General features: G+C 74.6%; 18 protein-coding genes and 1 pseudogene. 12 read left to right on the top strand and 7 right to left on the bottom strand.

The genetic code is table 11. From position 1 onward, the window contains the following. Positions 1 to 9 precede the first annotated feature (9 nt). A pseudogene (locus F3L20_RS09240) lies at positions 10 to 979 on the top strand (ATP-binding cassette domain-containing protein). Beyond that, a complete protein-coding gene (locus tag F3L20_RS09235; protein ID WP_150153725.1) occupies positions 976 to 1,758 on the top strand; it encodes an ABC transporter permease in 783 nt (260 codons plus the stop codon). The pseudogene F3L20_RS09240 and the gene F3L20_RS09235 overlap by 4 nt, the downstream one beginning before the upstream one ends. Positions 1,759 to 2,040: 282 nt before the next feature. Here the strand turns inward: F3L20_RS09235 and F3L20_RS09230 are convergent, their stop codons facing one another. The 3 genes from F3L20_RS09230 to F3L20_RS09220 form a co-directional block, all read right to left on the bottom strand. Then, positions 2,041 to 2,313, bottom strand: a complete 273-nt coding sequence (locus tag F3L20_RS09230) for a hypothetical protein (RefSeq protein WP_150153723.1) — start codon at positions 2,311 to 2,313, stop codon at positions 2,041 to 2,043. Between the two features lie 126 nt (positions 2,314 to 2,439). Beyond that, positions 2,440 to 3,252: an anti-sigma factor gene (locus tag F3L20_RS09225; RefSeq protein WP_150153721.1), complete on the bottom strand. Its 813-nt coding sequence runs from the start codon at positions 3,250 to 3,252 to the stop codon at positions 2,440 to 2,442. Beyond that, the gene (locus tag F3L20_RS09220; RefSeq protein ID WP_150153719.1) at positions 3,249 to 3,791 is read right to left on the bottom strand and encodes a sigma-70 family RNA polymerase sigma factor; all 543 of its coding nucleotides are present in this window, start codon (positions 3,789 to 3,791) and stop codon (positions 3,249 to 3,251) included. The genes F3L20_RS09225 and F3L20_RS09220 overlap by 4 nt, the downstream gene beginning before the upstream one ends. A 244-nt stretch (positions 3,792 to 4,035) precedes the next feature. On the opposite strand from F3L20_RS09220, the gene F3L20_RS09215 reads away from it, so the two are divergent. The 4 genes from F3L20_RS09215 to F3L20_RS09200 all read left to right on the top strand — a co-directional run bounded on the left by F3L20_RS09215 (position 4,036) and on the right by F3L20_RS09200 (position 10,734). Then, complete coding sequence (locus F3L20_RS09215) at positions 4,036 to 5,568, top strand: DUF4331 domain-containing protein (RefSeq protein ID WP_150153717.1); 1,533 nt, start codon at positions 4,036 to 4,038, stop codon at positions 5,566 to 5,568. Positions 5,569 to 5,677: 109 nt separating this feature from the next. After that, the gene (locus tag F3L20_RS09210; RefSeq protein ID WP_240810867.1) at positions 5,678 to 7,420 is read left to right on the top strand and encodes a tetratricopeptide repeat protein; all 1,743 of its coding nucleotides are present in this window, start codon (positions 5,678 to 5,680) and stop codon (positions 7,418 to 7,420) included. Next, on the top strand, positions 7,417 to 8,997 hold the full coding sequence (locus tag F3L20_RS09205) for a nickel transporter (RefSeq protein ID WP_150153715.1): 1,581 nt from the start codon (positions 7,417 to 7,419) through the stop codon (positions 8,995 to 8,997). Before F3L20_RS09210 ends, F3L20_RS09205 begins: the two co-directional genes overlap by 4 nt. Before the next feature lie 51 nt (positions 8,998 to 9,048). Continuing rightward, positions 9,049 to 10,734 (top strand): serine/threonine-protein kinase, encoded by a 1,686-nt coding sequence (locus F3L20_RS09200; RefSeq protein ID WP_150153713.1) that lies wholly within the window; start codon positions 9,049 to 9,051, stop codon positions 10,732 to 10,734. 10 nt (positions 10,735 to 10,744) lie between these two features. Here the strand turns inward: F3L20_RS09200 and F3L20_RS09195 are convergent, their stop codons facing one another. Beyond that, complete coding sequence (locus F3L20_RS09195) at positions 10,745 to 11,551, bottom strand: SGNH/GDSL hydrolase family protein (protein ID WP_150153711.1); 807 nt, start codon at positions 11,549 to 11,551, stop codon at positions 10,745 to 10,747. 169 nt (positions 11,552 to 11,720) lie between these two features. Here F3L20_RS09195 and F3L20_RS09190 point away from each other — a divergent pair, with 169 nt between their 5' ends. Next, positions 11,721 to 12,815 (top strand): DUF5925 domain-containing protein, encoded by a 1,095-nt coding sequence (locus tag F3L20_RS09190; protein ID WP_150153709.1) that lies wholly within the window; start codon positions 11,721 to 11,723, stop codon positions 12,813 to 12,815. 16 nt (positions 12,816 to 12,831) lie between these two features. Then, positions 12,832 to 13,647 carry a DUF72 domain-containing protein gene (locus F3L20_RS09185; protein WP_150153707.1) on the top strand — a complete coding sequence of 272 codons (816 nt, stop codon included), beginning with the start codon at positions 12,832 to 12,834 and terminating at the stop codon, positions 13,645 to 13,647. A 151-nt stretch (positions 13,648 to 13,798) separates the two neighbouring features. Here F3L20_RS09185 and F3L20_RS09180 read toward each other — a convergent pair whose 3' ends face one another. Then, positions 13,799 to 14,167 carry a GntR family transcriptional regulator gene (locus tag F3L20_RS09180; protein WP_167534496.1) on the bottom strand — a complete coding sequence of 123 codons (369 nt, stop codon included), beginning with the start codon at positions 14,165 to 14,167 and terminating at the stop codon, positions 13,799 to 13,801. A 71-nt stretch (positions 14,168 to 14,238) separates the two neighbouring features. Here F3L20_RS09180 and F3L20_RS09175 point away from each other — a divergent pair, with 71 nt between their 5' ends. Together F3L20_RS09175 and F3L20_RS09170 are read left to right on the top strand one after the other, a co-directional pair. Then, positions 14,239 to 15,171 (top strand): GNAT family N-acetyltransferase, encoded by a 933-nt coding sequence (locus F3L20_RS09175; protein WP_150153703.1) that lies wholly within the window; start codon positions 14,239 to 14,241, stop codon positions 15,169 to 15,171. Continuing rightward, positions 15,152 to 15,670, top strand: a complete 519-nt coding sequence (locus tag F3L20_RS09170; protein ID WP_150153701.1) for a DUF402 domain-containing protein — start codon at positions 15,152 to 15,154, stop codon at positions 15,668 to 15,670. Before F3L20_RS09175 ends, F3L20_RS09170 begins: the two co-directional genes overlap by 20 nt. A 17-nt stretch (positions 15,671 to 15,687) precedes the next feature. Here the strand turns inward: F3L20_RS09170 and F3L20_RS09165 are convergent, their stop codons facing one another. Continuing rightward, complete coding sequence (locus F3L20_RS09165) at positions 15,688 to 16,308, bottom strand: class I SAM-dependent methyltransferase (RefSeq protein WP_150153699.1); 621 nt, start codon at positions 16,306 to 16,308, stop codon at positions 15,688 to 15,690. Between the two features lie 138 nt (positions 16,309 to 16,446). Between F3L20_RS09165 and F3L20_RS35240 the strand changes: the two genes are divergently transcribed. Continuing rightward, positions 16,447 to 16,581 (top strand): hypothetical protein, encoded by a 135-nt coding sequence (locus tag F3L20_RS35240; RefSeq protein ID WP_145828099.1) that lies wholly within the window; start codon positions 16,447 to 16,449, stop codon positions 16,579 to 16,581. Positions 16,582 to 16,596: 15 nt separating this feature from the next. Here F3L20_RS35240 and F3L20_RS09155 read toward each other — a convergent pair whose 3' ends face one another. Further along, a complete protein-coding gene (locus F3L20_RS09155) occupies positions 16,597 to 17,073 on the bottom strand; it encodes a GNAT family N-acetyltransferase (RefSeq protein WP_150153697.1) in 477 nt (158 codons plus the stop codon). A 187-nt stretch (positions 17,074 to 17,260) separates the two neighbouring features. Between F3L20_RS09155 and F3L20_RS09150 the strand changes: the two genes are divergently transcribed. Beyond that, entirely contained in the window at positions 17,261 to 18,286 is a 1,026-nt protein-coding gene (locus tag F3L20_RS09150; RefSeq protein WP_150153695.1) for a lytic polysaccharide monooxygenase auxiliary activity family 9 protein, read from the top strand. Positions 18,287 to 18,290 lie beyond the last annotated feature (4 nt).

Genomic DNA, 18,290 nt, shown 5'->3' with positions numbered 1-18,290 from the left:
GGTCGCCCCATGACTACTACGTACGCTGTACTTAGTGAGGGGTTGGAGAAGCGCTTCGGTGCCGTACGTGCCCTGCGCGGGCTGGATCTGGCGGTGGCCGAGGGCTCGGTGTGCGGCCTGCTCGGCCCCAACGGCGCGGGCAAGACGACGGCGGTCCGGCTGCTGACCACGCTGCTGCGCCCCGACGCGGGGTCCGCGAGGGTCGCGGGCCACGACCTGGTGCGCGAGGCCGCCGCCGTACGACGCCGGATCGGCGTCACCGGGCAGGACACCTCGATCGACGGGGACCTCACCGGCCGGGAGAACCTGCGGCTGTTCGCACGGCTGCACCGGGCGCGGGGAGCGGCCGCCCGCGCCGACGAGCTGCTGGCCCGGTTCGGGGCGGAGGCGGCGGACCGCCCGCCTCCACCTGGTCGGGGGCATGCGGCGGCGGCTGGACCTCGCGGTGAGCCTGGTCCGGCGGCCCGAGGTGCTGTTCCTGGACGAGCCGACGACCGGGCTCGACCCGTCCGGCCGCACCCTGGTCCGGGAGGTGGTCCGGGAGCTGACCGGCGAGGGCACGACGGTGCTGCTCACCACCCAGTACCTGGAGGAGGCCGACCAGCTGGCCGACGACATCGCGCTGGTCGACCGGGGCCGGGTCGCGCACACCGGCTCACCGGCCGAGCTGAAGGCGCTGGTGGGGACGCACGCCGAGGTGGTGGTGGCGGACGGCCACGCACTGGAGGCGGCGGCCGGGGTGCTGGACCGGCTCACCGGGTCGCGGCCCTCGCTGGACCGCGAACGGCACGCGGTCGGCGCGGTCACCCGGGACCCCACACTCACCCTGCCGCACCTGGTGCGCACGCTGGACGCGGCCGGTGTTCCGCTGGTCGACGCGAGCCTCCGGCCGCCGACGCTCGACGAGGTGTTCCTGCGGCTGACCGAGCCGGACGGCCCGGCGGACCTCCCCCATGACGACAAGGAGCGTGCCGCATGAGCACGTTGGCGTACGACGGCACCGCGATGCTCGGCCGGCAGCTGCGGCGGATGCGGAACAACCCGGGGCTGCTGATCCTCACCCAGACGATGCCGGTGAGCATGCTGCTGTTCTTCGGCTACGTCTTCGGCAGCGCGCTCACCGTGCCGGGCGCCGAGTACCGGTCCTTCCTGGTGCCGGGACTGCTGGTGGCGACGGCGGCGGGCGGTGTGATGACCGGCATGTTCCAGTCGGCGCAGGACGTCCACCGCGGGGTGACGGACCGGTTCCGGACGCTGCCGATGAGCCGGGCGGCCGTGCCGGCGGGCCAGGCGGTCGCCGACGTCCTGGTCACGGCGGCCGGGACGGTGCCGTTCCTGCTGGTGGGACTCGCGGTGGGCTGGCGGGTGGAGGGCGGCGCGCCGGCGGCGGCGGGCGCCCTGGGGCTGCTGCTGCTGTTCCGGTTCGCGTGCGTGTGGGCCGGCATCTACCTGGGCCTGCTGACGCGGAACGAGGAGGCGGCCGGTCAGCTGGGCGGGGCGACCTTCCTGCTGCCGCTGCTGTCGAGCGCCTACATCCCGACGGCGGGGCTGCCGGAAGGGCTGCGCACGGCCGCGGAGTGGAATCCGATCAGCGCGGTGGCGACGGCGCTGCGGGATCTGTTCGGGAACGCGCCCGTGCCTCAGGGCTCGGCCTGGCCGATGACGCACCCGGTCGCGGGGTCACTGGCCTGGTGTGCGGTGCTGCTCGCGGTGTTCGTTCCGCTCGCGGTACGGCAGTACGCGCACGGGAAGCGGTGACGGGAGGGGCGCCGGGTGCGCGGCACAAGGCGGCGACGGGTGATCCCTGGTCACGCCGGGTGCGCGCGTGGGGACCGTGACGGCAGCCCCGGGTCCGCGGTGGGTGTGCGGGCGGAAGGGCCGCCGAAAGCGGGCCCTGCGGTCGCGGCCGGGTGGGATCGGTGGCGTCGGCAGGGTGAGGTGCCGGGAGTGTGTGGACCGGCGGATGGGGGCCGTGTGCCGTGGGGACGGCGAGCGGGCGGGCGCGCCGCGCCGGGACGGGTGGACCGTCCGGCGCGGACGCTACCGGCTGCCGAACAGGGAGCGGCGCAGTCGGCGCAGCGGGGCGAAGAGCGAGACGCGGCTCGTGCGGGCCCGCGCGCCCTTGGTGCCGTGGTGCGCGCTGTCACGCGCGGTCAGCTCACGCATGAGCGACGTCGCCTCGGCCGTTTCCCGCTGCGGGACCGCCGGCCCCGCGAGGACCGAGAGATGGCGGTCGAGGCGCGAACTGCTCGCGCTGCTGCCGCAGGTGATCGCAGGGACCCTGGCCCTGCTGCGCACTGTTATCTGTTCCATGTCACTCCCCACCCGTACGACTCCACCCGGCCCGGGCAGGGTAACCCTATCGCCCCATACGGGCACCCGTGTATCGAGGTCACAGGATTCACCTTCCCCGTAAGGGTGTTGACGAACACTCGACGATTACTCTCCGAATCCGACCGTTTTCAGGGCGAGTTGAATGATGGGCTGGCCGGTGGGTTGCGGAGAGCCGCCGTCCGGTTCGACAGTTACCGCGAGTGACGTCGCCGAGGTGTCGAGACCGGCCGCGACCAAGGGCGTGTCGCCCTCGAAGAGGCCCAGGGAGCGGGGGCGGCCGTCCTGGTCCATGAGCCAGAGCTGTCGCACACGCCCGTTCGGAGGGTCGCCGTATCCGCCCAGAGTGACGACGGCTCCGCGAGCCGATGCGGAAGCGATCACTCCGATCGTGCGGCCGCGTGCGTCCCGGCCGCTGCTCGCGCGGGCGTCGGGGGCCGCGAGAACGTGGGCGATCTCACGTGCCTGGCCGCGTGCGGTGTTCAGTTCGTCCTGGGTCCGGTTCGCCTGCACTGCGAACAGCGCGGCGACGACGAGTGCCGCGGCGGCGGTGGCCGTGGCGAACGGCACGAACAGCGGGCGGCGTTCCCGGACGCGCGGCGGGGGTGCCGCGCCCCAGACGTGGGGCGGCAGCTGTGGTTCGCGCGTCCGGGACTCCCCCTGCGGCGCGGGTTCCTGGGCGGTGGTGCGCACGGCGGCGAGAACCCGGTCCCGCAGGGCGGGCGGCGCGGGCGCGGCCGTGGACCACGCCAGCCGGACGGCGTCCTCGGCGAGGTCGCGCACCTCGGCGGCGCACCGGGCGCAGGACCTCAGGTGCTTCTCGAAGCGGACCCGCTCGGCGGGTTCCAGGGCGTCGAGGGCGTAGGGGGCGGCGAGCGAGTGCAGGTTCTCGCGGGGGAACAGCCGGCCGAACGGACTCATGCCGCGCCTCCCAGGCAGTTCCGCAGGCGGGTGAGCCCGTCCCGCATACGGGTCTTGACGGTGCCCAGCGGGAGCCTGAGCCGCTCGGCCACCTCCCGGTAGGTGTAGCCGTCGTAGTAGGCGAGGGTCACCGACTGGCGCTGCAGTGCGGTGAGCCGGTCCAGGCAGCGGCGTACCCACTCGCGTTCGAGCCCGGCCTCGACCTCCTCGGCGACCTGGTCGAAGGCGGGGCCGTGGGCGCGCCGGGCCTCGCGCTGTTCGCGCTCACCGGCCGCGCGGACGCTGCGCACCCGGTCGACGGCGCGGCGGTGGGCCAGGGTGAGCACCCAGGACAGCGCGCTTCCCCGGCCGGGGTCGAACCGCCCGGCGGAGCGCCAGAGTTCGAGCAGCACCTCCTGGGCCACCTCCTCGGACTGGGCTGGGTCGCGCACCACGCGCCGCACCAGCCCGTACACCGGTCCGGAGACCAGCCCGTAGAGATCCTCGAACGCCTTCTGGTCACCGCCGGCCACCTGGACCAGCAGCTGATCCGCCTCCAACGCCCCTCCCCCTCTCCCGGCCCGTCGGACCGTCCGGTCGCACAAGGCATGCGCAGCGAGCGCGCCTCCGGAGGGGAAGTACGGATCACGGGGCCGAAAACGCGGGTCGGCGGGAAGAAATGCTACGGGCGCGACGGCCGTCGGGGAGGGGGTGCGGAAACAAGTTCACGGTCCGGCCAATCCGGCCCGCCCGAGGCTCCGAATCCCCGTGCGTCAAGGCAAGTCGGCACTGAGGACGGACGGCATGACACCTAATTCCAGGACCGCTGCGGGGCGCAGGGGCCTCGCGACCCTGATCTGTGGTGCGCTGGCCGCCGGGGGGCTCGCAGCCGCCGGCGTGTCCGCGCTGGAACCCGAGGCGGCCTCCGCCTCCTCCCACCGGGAGGCCCCGCTGATCTCGGGCACCCCGCAGTACGACAACACGGACCTGTACGCGTTCGTCAGTCCCGACAAGCCGGACACGACGACGATCATCGCGAACTGGATCCCGTTCGAGGAGCCGGCCGGGGGGCCGAACTTCTTCACGTTCGCGGAGGACGCGCAGTACGACATCCACATCGACAACAACGGTGACGCGCAGGGCGAGCTGCTGTTCCGCTACACCTTCGAGACCCATGTGAAGAACGAGAAGACGTTCCTGTACAACACCGGGCCGGTCACCGCCCTGGACGACCCGGACCTCAACATCACCCAGACCTACGACGTCGAGCTGCTGAAGCTGAAGAACCAGCACGCCGTGTCCCGTACGAAGATCGCGCACGACGTGCCGGTGGCGCCGTCGAACGTCGGCAAGGCGTCCATGCCGGACTACGACACCCTGCGCGAGCAGGCGGTGCGTGAACTGGCGGGCGGCACGACCACGTTCGCCGGGCAGGCCGACGACCCGTTCTTCCTGGACCTGCGGGTCTTCGACCTGCTGTACGGCGGGAACCTCTCGGAGGTCGGCAACGACACCCTCAAGGGCTACAACGTCAACTCCGTCGCGCTGCAGGTGCCGACGCACCTGATCACCGAGTCGGCGGACCAGCCCGTGGTCGGCATCTGGTCCACCACCCAGCGGGAGAACGCCGAGGGTCACTTCGTGCAGGTGTCCCGGCTGGGCAACCCGCTGGTGAACGAGGTCGTCAACCCGATCGGGGACAAGGACACGTTCAACGCGTCCGCGCCGTGGGACGACGCGCAGTTCCTGAAGAACGTCACCGAGCCGGAGCTGCCGAAGCTGATCGAGGCGATCTACAAGATCCCGGCACCCAAGGAACCGCGTGAGGATCTGGTCGACGTCTTCCTCAAGGGCGTCGAGGGTCTCAACCAGCCGCCGCACGTGCGTCCTTCGGAGATGCTGCGCCTCAACACGTCGATCGAGCCGGCCGCGGAGCCGAAGCGGCTGGGGGTCCTGGACGGCGACACCGCCGGTTTCCCCAACGGGCGCCGGCTGACGGACGACGTCGTCGACGCCGCGCTCCAGGTCGTCGAGGGGGAGCTGGTCGGGGCGAAGAACGACCTGGGGGACGCGGTCGACGCCAACGACAAGGGGTTCGGCGCGTCCTTCCCGTACCTGGCGAACCCCACGGAGGGGTCGCGCGGCCCGCTCGCCAAGGGTGTGGACAGCGGCAACGACGTGCGCAACCAGCTGGGTGACGCGCTGCGGCCCGCCGGGGCGGACGGCACGAGCGACACCACCCTCGTCGCCGCGTCCGCGGGCGCGGGAGCGGGCGGTCTGCTGCTGATCGGCGTGGCGCTGATGTGGTGGCGCCGGATGCGCCGCCGGTCGTACTGACCGCCGTCCCTGCCCCCGGGCGGCCGGCACGTCCGGCCGCCCCCACCGACAGGCGCGGCCCTCCCGTCCCCCCACGTCAGGGCCGCGCCGCCGACCACCGAGGAGAGCCATGTCCCCGCGCACGAACGACCCGGCCCGCGACAGCGGCCGGCCCGCCGCCGCCCCGGCCCCCCGGGGCGAACCGGCGCAGGACACCCCACGCGCGGGCGTGGGGGGCGAGGGCGCGCCGGACGCCCCACGCCCGGGCGCCGGGGGCGGGGACGCGCCGGACGGTCCGCGCCCGGCCCCCCGCGAGGGGGATGCGCCGGACAGCCCGCACCCGGCAGGGGAGCACAGGCCCGCGCCGGACCGGACCACCGAGGGCGTACCGGCGGATACCCACGGACACCCGGCCGTCCCGCAACCGGCCGCCGACGCGCCGCGACCCGGTGACGGGGCGGAGGTGTCGGTCGTGGGCGGCGGTGGAGGCGAGCGGGTGGTCAGCTTGCGGCGGTACGCCGCTACGGCGCGGCGGGGACGAGGGCTGCATCTGGTCTCGTGTGCCGTGCTGCTCGCGGTGGCGATGACCGCCGGCGCCGTCGCCGTGGGGGGCGACGGGCGGGACACGGCCCGGGCGGCGGCACCGGCGACCGGGGCGGTGACCGCCGGGATGCTCGCCGGGGATGACCTCGACGCGGCGATCCGCTCGTTGAGGGCCCATCTGCGCGTCCAGCCCAAGGACTTCGGCGCCTGGGCCACCCTGGGCCTCGCCCACGTCGAGCGGGCGCGCACCGACGGGGACCCCACCCGCTACGCCCGCGCCGAAGAGGCACTCGACCGCTCCCTCGCCCTGCGCCCCGGCAACGACCAGGCGCTCGCCGGCCTGGCCGCCCTCGCCGCCGCGCGCCACGACTTCCCCGGCGCCCTGGAGCACGCCGACCGCGCCCTGGCACAGAACCCGTACAGCGAGCGCGCCCTGTGCTCCCGGATCGACGCCCTGGTGGAACTCGGCCGGTACGAGGAGGCAGAGCGGGCCGCGCGGACCGCCGACCGCAGGCGTCCGGGCGTACCCGTGTTCACGCGGTACGCCTACGTGCGGGAGCTGCGCGGTGACGTGACCACCGCCCGGCGGGTGCTGCACCGCGCGCTCGACGGCGCCGCCTCCCCCGCGGACGTGGCGTACGTCGCGACCGCGCTGGGCAACCTCGAACGCGGCCAGGGCCGGTACCCGGCGGCCCTTCACCACTACGCGCGGGCGCTCGCGGCGGACGACGCCCACCTCCCCGCCCTGGAGGGCCGGGCGCGCGCCCAGGCGGCGGGCGGCGACCGCGCGGGCGCCGTCCGCACGCTGGAGCAGGTCGTCGCCCGCTCCCCGCTGCCCGGCCCGCTGGTCGCCCTCGGCGAGCTGTACGAGGCCCGCGGGGGCCCCGGTGACCGCGTGAGGGCGCGCGAGCAGTACGCCCTGGTCGACGCCTGGACCGCGCTGGCCCGGACCGGGGGCGTCGACGCCGGCCTGGACACCGCGCTCGCCGCCGCCGACCACGGGGACACCGCCCAGGCGCTGCGCGCGGCCCGCGCCGAGTGGGACCGCCGGCACACCGTGCACACGGCGGACGCCCTCGCCTGGGCCCTGCACCGCTCCGGCCGCTACCGGGAGGCTCTTCCCTACGCCCGTCGCGCCACGGCCACCGGCTACCGCGACGCCGCCTTTCTCTACCACCGGGGCATGATCGAGCGGGCCGCCGGCCACCACCGTGCCGCGCACGCCTCCCTCACCACCGCCCTGGAGCTGAACCCCGGCTTCTCCCCGCTCGGTGCCCGTGCGGCACGCACCGCGCTCAAGGAACTGACGGAACGGAAGGCGGCACGGTGACCCCGCTCCGCTCCGCCGCCGTCGGCGCCGCGGTCCTCACCGCCGCCGGGGCACTCACCCTGGTCCCGGCCGCCGAGGCGAGCGCGCACCCGCTCGGCAACTTCACGGTCAACCGCTACGACGGACTGGTGGCGGCACCTGGCGAACTGCGCGTGCACCACGTCGAGGACCTCGCCGAGATCCCCGCCACCCAGGCCGGCCCGGACCTCACCCGGCTGGGCCGGGACGTCTGGGCCCGGCAGCGGTGCGCGACGGCGGCGCGGGACAGCGCGGTACGGGCCGACGGGCGTCCGGCACCGCTCACGGTGCGCTCCGCCCGCGTGCGGGTGAACCCCGGTCAGGCGGGCCTCGACACCCTGCGCGTGGAGTGCCGACTGACCGCGCCTCTCCCCCGGGACCGGACGGTCGCCGTCGGTTTCCGCGCGGCGGGCGCAGAATCCGGCCCCGGCTGGCGGGAGATCACGGCGCGGGGCGACCGTACGACGCTCACCGCCTCGGACGTACCCGAGGAGTCCGTCTCCACCCGGCTGACCCGTTACCCGGAGCGGCGGCTCACGTCCCCGCCCGACACCCGGACCGCGACCCTGCGCGTCCGGCCGGGCGGCCCGGCACTGGCGGCGGACGGGACGGGCGGGACGGACGAGGCGGACACTCCGGCCGCCGCGGTGCTGCCCCGGGGCGCCGACCGCTGGACCCGTGCGCTGGACGACCTCGTCGCCCGGCGCGACCTGACCGCCGGTCTCGCGGCGCTGGCCCTGCTGCTCGCGGTGGTCCTCGGCGCGATGCACGCGCTCGCCCCGGGCCACGGCAAGACGCTGATGGCCGCGACCGCGGCGGCCCGCGGGAGCAGGGCCCGGCTCCGTGACGTCCTGCCGATGGCCGCCTCCGTCACGGTCACCCACACCCTCGGTGTCGTCGCCCTGGGCCTGCTGGTCACGGCCGGCTCCGCCACCGCGCCCTCGGTGGTCGCCTGGCTGGGGATCGCCAGCGGTGCCCTGGTCACCCTGGCCGGCGCCCAGCTGGTACGCCGCGCCCTGCGCCACCACCGCAACCAGGCCCATAAACGCGGGCCCGCGCACCCCCACGGGCACACGCACACCCACGAGCACGGGCACGGGCACGACAGCGCCCACGCGCACGACAGCGCCCACCCCCACGGCGACGCGCACCCCCACCCCCACACCCCCCTCACGCACACCCACGGCGGCCGTGCCCACACGCACCCCACCGCGCCCACCCTCCGCGGCACGATCCTGCTCGGCTTCGCCGGCGGGCTGGTGCCGAGCCCGTCCGCCGTCGTCGTGCTGGTCGGCGCCGCCGCCCTCGGCCACGCCTGGTTCGGGCTGCTGCTCGTCGTCGCGTACGGCGTCGGCCTGGCCCTCACCCTCACCGCCGCCGCCTACGCGGTGGTGCGGGCAGGCGGGGGCGTGTCCCGGCTGCTGGCCCGGCGCCCGCGCTGGACGAGCGCGCCGTGGGCGGCGCTGGTGCGCCGGAGCGCGCCCCTCGGGTCGGCGTGCGTCGTCCTGGTCCTGGGGGCCGGATTGGTGTTCAGGGGGGCGGCATCCGCACTCGGCTGAGCTACTTTCATGAGGAAAGGGTGAATTCGCCCGGACGCGAATGGGGGCGCCGTGTCCGAAGAACCGGGCAGTGAGCGGACGATCGCCGGCCGCTACCGGCTGCTGTCGCCGCTGGGCGAGGGCGGCATGGGCACCGTGTGGCGGGCCCGCGACGAGGTGCTGCACCGCGAGGTCGCGGTGAAGGAGGTGCGCGCCCCGGCCGGACTGCCGGTGTCCGACGTGGAGCGGATGTACGCGCGTCTCGAACGGGAGGCGTGGGCGGCGGCCCGGATCACCGACCGCACCGTGGTCACCGTGTACGACGTGGCCACGGAGGACGGACGGCCGTGGATCGTGATGGAGCTGGTGCGCGGTCTGTCGCTGGCGGAGGTGCTGGACGCCGAGGGTCCGCTGTCGCCGCGGCGGGCGGCGCACATCGGCGCGGAGGTGCTGGCCGCGCTGCGTGCCGCGCACGCGGCGGGTGTGCTGCACCGGGACGTGAAGCCCGCCAACGTGCTGATCGCGAACGACGGACGGGTGGTGCTCACGGACTTCGGGATCGCCATGGTCGAGGGCAGCTCCGCGCTGACCATGACGGGCGAGGTCGTCGGGTCGCCGGAATTCCTGGCGCCGGAGCGGGCGTTGGGCCGCACCCCCGGCCCGGAGTCGGACCTGTGGTCGCTCGGTGTGCTGCTGTACGCGGCGGTCGAGGGCCAGTCCCCGTTCCGGCAGGACACCCCGTTGAGCACGCTGCGGGCGATCGTGGACGAGGAGTTGCCGCCGCCCCGCCGGGCGGGTGCGCTCGGACCGGTGATCGAGGGACTGCTGCGCAAGGATCCCGCCGAACGGCTGCCGGCCGACCAGGCGTCGCGGGATCTGCGGGTCGTCGGCGCCGGTGGCTCGCCGGGCGCGGACACGGCGCGTACCGCCTCGTACGCCCCGACGGTGGCCGCGCTTCCGCTGCCGCCGCACCCCGGGACACCGGAGGCGGCCTCGGCGGCGCCGATCGCGGGGACGCCCGTGACGGGGACGCCGACGGCCGTCACGGCGCCCGTCGCCCCGCCCGGGCGCGGTCGTCGCCGGAGTGCCGTGCTGCTGGTCGCGGGAGTGGTGCTGCTGGCGCTCGCGCTGGCCGGGCTGACGTACGCGCTGCTGAACCGGCACGACGGCGGACCGGAGGCCGGTGGCGGCGGGGCCGGTTCGCCCGCCCGGAGCGCCGGCACCGACGGCGAGGGTGCCGGCGGGACGGGACGCACGGAGGACCCGGCCACCTCCTCGTCCTCGGCGGACGACGGGGACGACGCGGACGACGGGAACGGCGGCGGCGACGACGGACACGAAGGGGAGACCACTCCCCCGGCGCTCACCGTGTCCGTCACGGTGACCGGCGCGCACACGGAGTACTCCGGGGCCTGTCCGCCGCCGGAGGACGGGGCGCCCGCGTTCACGGCGACGTTCACCGTGAACCGGCTGCCCGCCGAGGTCTCCTACCGCTGGGCGGCCGAGGACGGTTCGGCGGTGGACCACGGCTGGCGGACCCTGTCGTTCCCCGCGGACGGCGGGCGGACGCGGCAGGACACGGTGGTGGTGACGACGTACGCGGAGAGCGGCACGTTCCACAGCCGGATCGGGGTCGAGGTGCGCGAGCCGGCGCGGGCGACGTCGAAGACCGTGCCGTTCTCGGTGGTGTGCGAGACGGAGACCCCGCCGGACGGGGCCTCCGCCTCGGCATCCGGTGCGGACGGCGGCGGGTACTGAACCCGCGGGGTCAGGCCGCCGAGTTGAGCACGGGGAGGTAGCCGCCGGACTGTCCGGGGGCCTTCGGGTGGTACGAGTTGCCGATGTTCAGCCAGTCCACGCTGTGCAGCCAGGAGTCCCCGGAGCAGATCTCGTGGCCGGTGAACGTGGTGCGGACGTCACCGAAGGTGAAGCCGTACGCCCGGGAGCGCTGGGCGATGGCAGTGTTGAGGTGGTCGGAGGCGTCGTTGATCGCCTTCCGCTTGGTCTCGGAGAGGCCGATGCAGGTGGCGCCGAGCCGGTAGAAGCGGGGGTAACCGAGCACCACGACGCGGGCGTTGGGGGCGCGGTCGCGGATGGCCGTGTAGACGCCGTCGAGCCTGCCGGGCAGCGTCGAGTCGACGAAGGCGCGGGCGGTGGCGATGCGGGAGAGGCAGGAGCTGTCGGACTGGAGCACACAGGTCGTCATGACGTCGGCGAACCCGGCGTCGTTGCCGCCGATGCTGATCGAGACGAGGGCGGTGCTCGCGGAGAGCGGGCCGAGCTGCCCGGAGAGAACATCACCCGTTCGGGCGCCCGAGCAGGCGGTGAAGGAGAAGGACGAGGGTGAGTTGGCGGCCGCCCAGAGGTAGGGGTGGGCCTTCGTGCTGCGCTTGCAGTCGCCGCTGGAGGAGATGTAGCTGCCGGCGCCGACACCGGAGGAGTAGGAGTCACCGAGGGCCACGTACGGCCCGGGGGCCGCCTGTGAGGACGCGTGCGCCGCGGCCGCCCCGGTGAGGGCGGTGGTGACGGCGAGGAGGAGCGTGCCGAGGAAGAGGACAAGTCGGGAACGTCTCATGGAACCTCCCTTTAGCAGGATCTCTGCCTCAACCGTCGTACCGCCTACGCGTGTTGAGTGGAAGTGTTCATGCCAAAACTGTTACCGTTGAGTACCGGACAAACACCCGCGCACCGGCGCACCCGGCAAATCGGGTGCACCGGGCCCGCGCGTGACCGATCATGGCGACATGTCCTCCCACCCGCACGACGCACTGCCGATCCGGCTCAACGTCGACGACAACGACTCCCCGTCCGACGTCGTCGACGCGCTGTTCCTCGGCCGTTTCGCGACGGGCGAGCAGCCCTTCTCGCACGCCGTCTCCATCGACCGGGTGCGCTCCGGCGCGACCCTGCTGCCCCCGCACGCCCGGGTGCTGCGGCTCGCCAAGGACGACGACCGCAGCGCCACCCTGGCCGAGGGGGACGGCTGGACGCTGCTCATCTCCCGCTGGAGCCGGGGCGCCGACGTCACGGTGACCGCGACCAGTGCCGAACTGGCGGCGAAAATCCTGGACGAGGCCACCGAGGGCGCGGCGGACGAACCCGAACCGCAGCCGGAGAACGTCACCATGGGGTTCTGGTACGTCTCCCCGCGCCGCGGCCCGCACCGCACCACCCGGCAGATCGCGGCCGGCACCTGGGAGGAGATCCGGCCCAACTACACGGCCCCGGTCGCGGACGCGATGGACCGTCTGATGAAGACCACCCCCGAGGACATCTCGGGCCGGCTGCTCCTGCTGCACGGCCCGCCGGGCACCGGCAAGACCTCCGCGCTGCGCACCCTGGCCCGGTCCTGGCGGGACTGGTGCCAGGTGGACTGCGTGCTGGACCCCGAGCGGCTCTTCTCCGACGTCGGCTACCTCATGGACATCGCGATCGGTGAGGAGGACGCGTCCGGCAAGAACCGCTGGCGGCTGCTGCTCCTGGAGGACTGCGACGAGCTGATCCGCGGCGAGGCCAAGCACACGGCGGGTCAGGCCCTGTCCCGGCTGCTGAACCTGACCGACGGTCTGCTCGGCCAGGGCCGCAACGTGCTGGTGGGGGTCACCACCAACGAGGACCTGGAGCGCCTGCACCCGGCCGTGGTGCGTCCGGGCCGCTGCCTGGCCCGGATCGAGGTGGGCCCGCTGACCCGCACGGAGGCGGTGAACTGGCTGGGCCGCGAGGAGGGCGTGGGACGCGAGGGGGCGAGCCTCGCCGAGCTGTACGCCCTGCGCCGGGGCACCTCCCCGACCGCCCTGCCGGAACCGCGCGGTGACGCGGACGCGGGCCTGTACCTGTAACAGCCGGGAGGGCCGCATGCCGCTGCTGGTCGGGACCTCGGGATGGCAGTACAAGGACTGGCGCGGGGTGCTTTATCCGCCCGGCCTGCCGGTACGGCTGTGGCTGGAGGAGTACGCGGCCGCCTTCGCCACCGTCGAGGTCAACAACGCCTTCTACCGGCTGCCGTCCCGGGAGACCTTCGAGTCCTGGCGGGAGCGCACCCCGCCGGGCTTCGTCGTCGCGCTCAAGGCCAGCCGCTACCTGACGCACATCAAGCGGCTGCGGGACCCCGAGGAGCCGGTGGAGCGCCTGATGGGCCGGGCCGCCGGCCTCGGCGACCGGCTGGGCCCCGTCCTCCTCCAGCTCCCGCCGACGCTCCAGGCCGACCCCGCGCTGCTGGACGCCTGCCTGCGCCGCTTCCCCGCGTCCACGCGGGTGGCGGTCGAGCCGCGCCATCCGTCGTGGTGGACGCCGGAGGTCCGGGCGGTGCTGGAGGCCCGGGGCGCCGCGCTGTGCTGGGCCGACGTGCTGTCCCGCCCCGTCACGCCGCTCTGGCGCACCACGGACTGGGGTTACGTGCGCTTCCACCAGGGCCGCGCCCACCCCTGGCCCCACTACGGCCGCCAGGCCCTGCGCACCTGGCTGGACCGCATCACCACCACCTGGCCCGCGACCGCGGACGTCCACACCTACTTCAACAACGACCCCAACGCGGCAGCGGTCCACAACGCCAGAACCCTGATCGGCATGGCACCCCCGAACCGGCGCGAGGAACCACGCGCCCAACCCCCACCGCCGAAGGGGCGCGAGGAACCACGCGCTCAACCCCCACCCACCCGCGGCGATCCCTGACCCCCACCACCGAAGGGCGCGAGGAACCGCGCGCCCAACCCCCACCCACCCGCAGCCAACCCCCGAACCGCACCACCCCAGGGGCGCGGGGAACCGCGCGCCCAACCCCCACCCACCCGCGGCGGACGCTGAACCGAAGCCCGCGCGGCGTCTACGCCCGAAAAGCCGCCCGCAGGGCATCCCGCACAGCGGCAAGCCCCACCTCCTCCCCCACCCCCAGCCGCCGGACCCGCTCGGCAAAGACCTCCGCCGCGGCGGCAACCTCCCGCTCCGCCGTCGACCCCACCGCGGCGATCACCGTCCCGTTGCGCCCCCGCGTCTCGATCACCCCGTCCGCCTCGAGCGCCCGGTACGCCTTCGCCACCGTGTTCGCCGCGAGGCCGAGTGTCTCGGCCAGCCCCCGCACCGTCGGCAGCCGGTACCCCACGGGCAGCGCCCCCGACCGTGCCTGCTCGGAGATCTGCGCCCGCACCTGCTCGTACGGCGGCGCCCCGTCCTCGATATGGATCTGCACACTCACCCCGCGATTCTCGCGCACCCCCGGAAAAATGGGAGGCACCCCCGCCCCACTTCCTCGTAGCGTCCCCCCACATGACTGTGACCGTCCGCGATCTCCGCCCCGACGCCCGGGCAGACCTGGAGGGCTTCGCCCGCGTACGGCGGGCCGCCCTGCCGTTCATTCTCGTCACCCCGGAGTCCCTCGCCCACGACCTCACCCATCTGCACCCCGACGCCCATTACCGCCCCCTCGTGGCCGTGGACGACGAGGGCGAGGTGATCGGCACGGCCCAGGTGCACCTGACCCACGAGAGCACCGTGGCGGGCCAGGGCAACCTCAACGTCTACGTGCACCCCCGGCACACCCGCCGGGGCGCGGGGACGGTGCTGGTGCGCGCCGCCGAGGAACACCTGGCCGCGCACGGGGCGGCCAGACTGTTCGCCTGGGTGCTGGACGAGCCCGGCAACCGCGCGTTCGCCGAGCTGCACGGCTACCGGGAGAGCCGCTCCGCGCACTTCCTGCGCCTGGACCTCGCGCACGGCACGCTCCCCCCGCCGCAGGACCCGCCGCCCGGCGTGGAGCTGCGTCCGGGCTCGGACTACGCCGACGACCCCCGCCCGCTGTTCCTGCTGGACGCGGAGACCACGGCGGACGAACCGAGCGACGTGGACACGGAGTTCACCGACTACGAGGCGTGGCTCAGGGAGACCTGGCAGCACCCGCTGTTCAGCCCCGAGCTGACCACGGTGGCCCTGGTCGACGGCCGTCCCGCCGCGTTCTCCGCGGCCCGCACGGACGGCGGCACCCGGTACGGCACGGTCATGACGGGGACGGCCCGCGCCCACCGCGGCCGGGGCCTGGCCAAGCTCGCCAAGAACGACTCGCTGCACCGCGCCCGCGCCGCCGGGCTCACCGAGGCCTTCACCGGCAACGACACCGGGAACGGCCCGATGATCGCGATCAACACATGGTTCGGCTACGAGATCTGCGGGACGGAGGTGCGGTATGTCCGCGAACTCGGCTGACCCGGCCCTCCCGGCCGGCGGTCCGGCCACGGTGGAGGTGGTCCTCGTCAAGGCGGGCCGCACGAAGATCCGGTACCCGGCGGCCCTGCTCGCCGACGACGGCACCCGGGTCAGTGTGCGCGCCCCCTGGGCGGGCGAGGGCGTGCGCGACTTCGGCTTCGTCCGGTTCGAGCCCGGGGACGTCTTCACGGAGCACTACTGGCGTGACCGCTGGTACTCCGTGAAGGAGGTGCGCACCTCCGCGCGGACCCTCAAGGGCCACTACTGCGACGTCACCCGTCCGGCCGAGGTGTCCGCCGGGCGCCTGGTCGTCGAGGACCTCGACCTGGACCTGTGGGTGTCCGCGGACGGCACGGACGTACGGCGGCTGGACGAGGACGAGTTCGCGGCGAGCGGTCTGTCCGCGACGGACCCGGCCGCCGCGGCGGCGGCGGTGGCCGCCCTCGACGAGCTGGACGCCCTGGCCCGGGGGGCCGGCCTCGTGACCCTGCTCGGCTGAGACACCGCCGGGCCGGTTCAGTCGCGCAGGGCGACCACCGCGTACCGCTCGTCGTCGACCTCGCGCCCCCACAGCGCCAGGTCCCCGGACAGCCGCTCCACGCGCACCCGCGGGGTGAGCGGGGCGAGGAGGGCGATGAGCCGGTCCGCGGGTATGCCGACCGGGCTCACGGTCCCCCACACCCCCTCGACCAGCACGAGCCGTCCGCCCGGCCGCAGCAGGTCGTGCCAGCGCCGAAGGGCCCGGTCCGGCTCGGGCATCGTCCACAGCACGTGCCGGACGAGGACGGCGTCGTAGCGCTCGCCGTCGACGGGCGGGGCCGCCGCGTCGCCGGTGAGGAACACCGCGTGGCGCCCGGCGAGCTTCTGCCGGGCCAGCGCCACCATGGCCGGGGACCGGTCGACGCCGGTGACCCGGTGTCCCTGTCCGGCCGCGAGCAGGGAGAGGCTGCCGGTGCCGCATCCGAGGTCCAGCACGTCCCCGGGGCGCGCGGGCAGCCAGTCCCGCAGGCGGTCGGCCCAGGCGGCGCGGACCCGCGGGTCGCGCAGCCCGTGGTCCGGTTCCTCGTCGAAGGAGGCCGCCCGCGCGTCCCAGTCGACACCGTCCGTGCCCGTACCGTCACCGTGATGCGAGGTCATGGCATCAGAGTGACACCTGCCACTGACACTCGATTCGTGACCGGTGCCACAGACACGGCGGGACGGATGAGGAACCCTCCCCCGAAAGGTTCGCCGCCGTGTGAACGCGGAACCCGGTGGACCCGCGAGGAGGCAGCCATGCGCCGTGTCACCGTGCAGAAGCCCCCGAGGAAGACGGACACCCGCCGGGTCCGCGAGGAGACCGAGGAGCGTCCCGCGGGACGGCCCGAGGTCCGTGAGGACGTCGCGCGCACCTGGTGGCCGGACGGCTGAGCGCCCCGCGCGGGTTCAGCGCAGCCGCTTGCGGTAGTGGATCCGGTCGTACGGCCCGGTCGTCCGGCGCTCGACGGCCTCGTAGCCGAATCTCGGGTAGATCCTCTGGTTCTCCCACATCATGGCGTTCGTGAAGAGCCTGATCTCGGGCAGACCGAGCGCCCGTGCCCGGTCCTCCGCGAAGGCGAGCAGCAGCCGCCCCAGCCCGGTGCCCCGGGCGTCGGGGCGGACGGCGACGACGTCCAGGTACAGGTGGTCCGGGCGCGGCTCGAGGACGACCAGCCCGGCCACCCGTACGGGCCCGCCCCCACCCTCGTCCGGGATCTCCGCGACGAACACCCGGCCCGCGGCCACGTTCGCCGCGTGGTCCGCCTCCATGGGTACCGGCACCACCCCGATCCGGGCGATGTAGGGCCGGAAGGCCGCGTCGACCACCGCCCGTACGGCCGGTACGTCGGCGGCGACGGCCGGCCGGATCCGCGCGTTCGTCATGCCCGCACCGTACCTACCTGATCCCAGTCCGAACCCTCCCTTAAAGCGACCATAAGGATCTCCGCGCACCGGCCTCACCGGGCGATTTCCGGGTTCCGCGGGGCTACGTTCTGAGCCACCCCCACGGGATCCCCCGGGGTCCACCCCCAGAGATCCGCCGTTCGTCGTGTCGAGGAGTTGCTGCCCCATGTCCGCACGCCGCAAGGCCGCTGTCGCCGCCGCCGGTCTCGCCCCGCTCGCCCTGACCGGGCTGTCCGCCACGCCGGCGGCCGCCCACGGTTCGATGGGCGACCCGGTCAGCCGGGTCTCCCAGTGCTACGCCGAGGGTCCGGAGAGCCCGTCGTCGGAGGCGTGCAAGGCGGCGGTCGCGGCCGGCGGCACCCAGGCGCTGTACGACTGGAACGGCGTCCGCATCGGTGACGCGGGCGGACGCCACCAGGAGCTGATCCCGGACGGCAAGCTGTGCAGCGCCGGGAACGAAGCGTTCAAGGGGCTCGACCTGGCCCGCGCCGACTGGCCGGCGACGAGCGTGTCCAGCGGCCCGTACACCTTCAAGTACCGGGTGACGGCCCCGCACAAGGGGACCTTCACGGTGTACGTCACCAAGCCCGGCTACGACCCGTCGCAGCCGCTGGCCTGGGACGACCTGGACCTGGCGAACCCGGTGGCGACGTCCACCGACCCGGCCTCGTCGGGCGGCTTCTACACCTTCTCCGGCACCCTGCCCGAGCGCTCCGGCAAGCAGCTGCTGTACGCGGTGTGGCAGCGCTCGGACAGCCCCGAGGCGTTCTACTCCTGCTCCGACGTCACCTTCGGCGGCGCGCCGGCCGGTGGGGGCGGGACCGGCGGCGGCGCGGCGGACGGCGGTGAGGCTCCCGCGGAGGCGGACGCCCCGAAGGAGGCTCCCGCCCCGGCACCGGCGGCCTCCGCCCCGTCCGAGGAGCAGATCGAGGCCGGTGCGGAGAAGTCGACGGTCGAGAACCACGGGCACGGTGACGACGACCCCGCCACCACGGCCGACCCGGTCGCGGCGGACGCCGGCACGGGCAACGAGCTGAAGGCGGCCGGCGGCGGGCAGAACCTGGCGGAGACCGGCGGTGACGCGGGGACGCCGTATCTGATGATCGGCGGGGCCGCGGCGCTGGCGGTCGGCTCGGCCGCGCTGTTCGCGTCCGCGCGGCGGCGCACGGCGACCGCGCGGCACGGCCGCTGAACCG

This window comes from Streptomyces tendae (assembly GCF_008632955.1).
GTDB lineage: Bacteria > Actinomycetota > Actinomycetes > Streptomycetales > Streptomycetaceae > Streptomyces.
The sequence above is the reverse complement of the archived record's forward strand: the minus strand, read 5'-3'. Positions and strand labels throughout refer to the sequence as shown.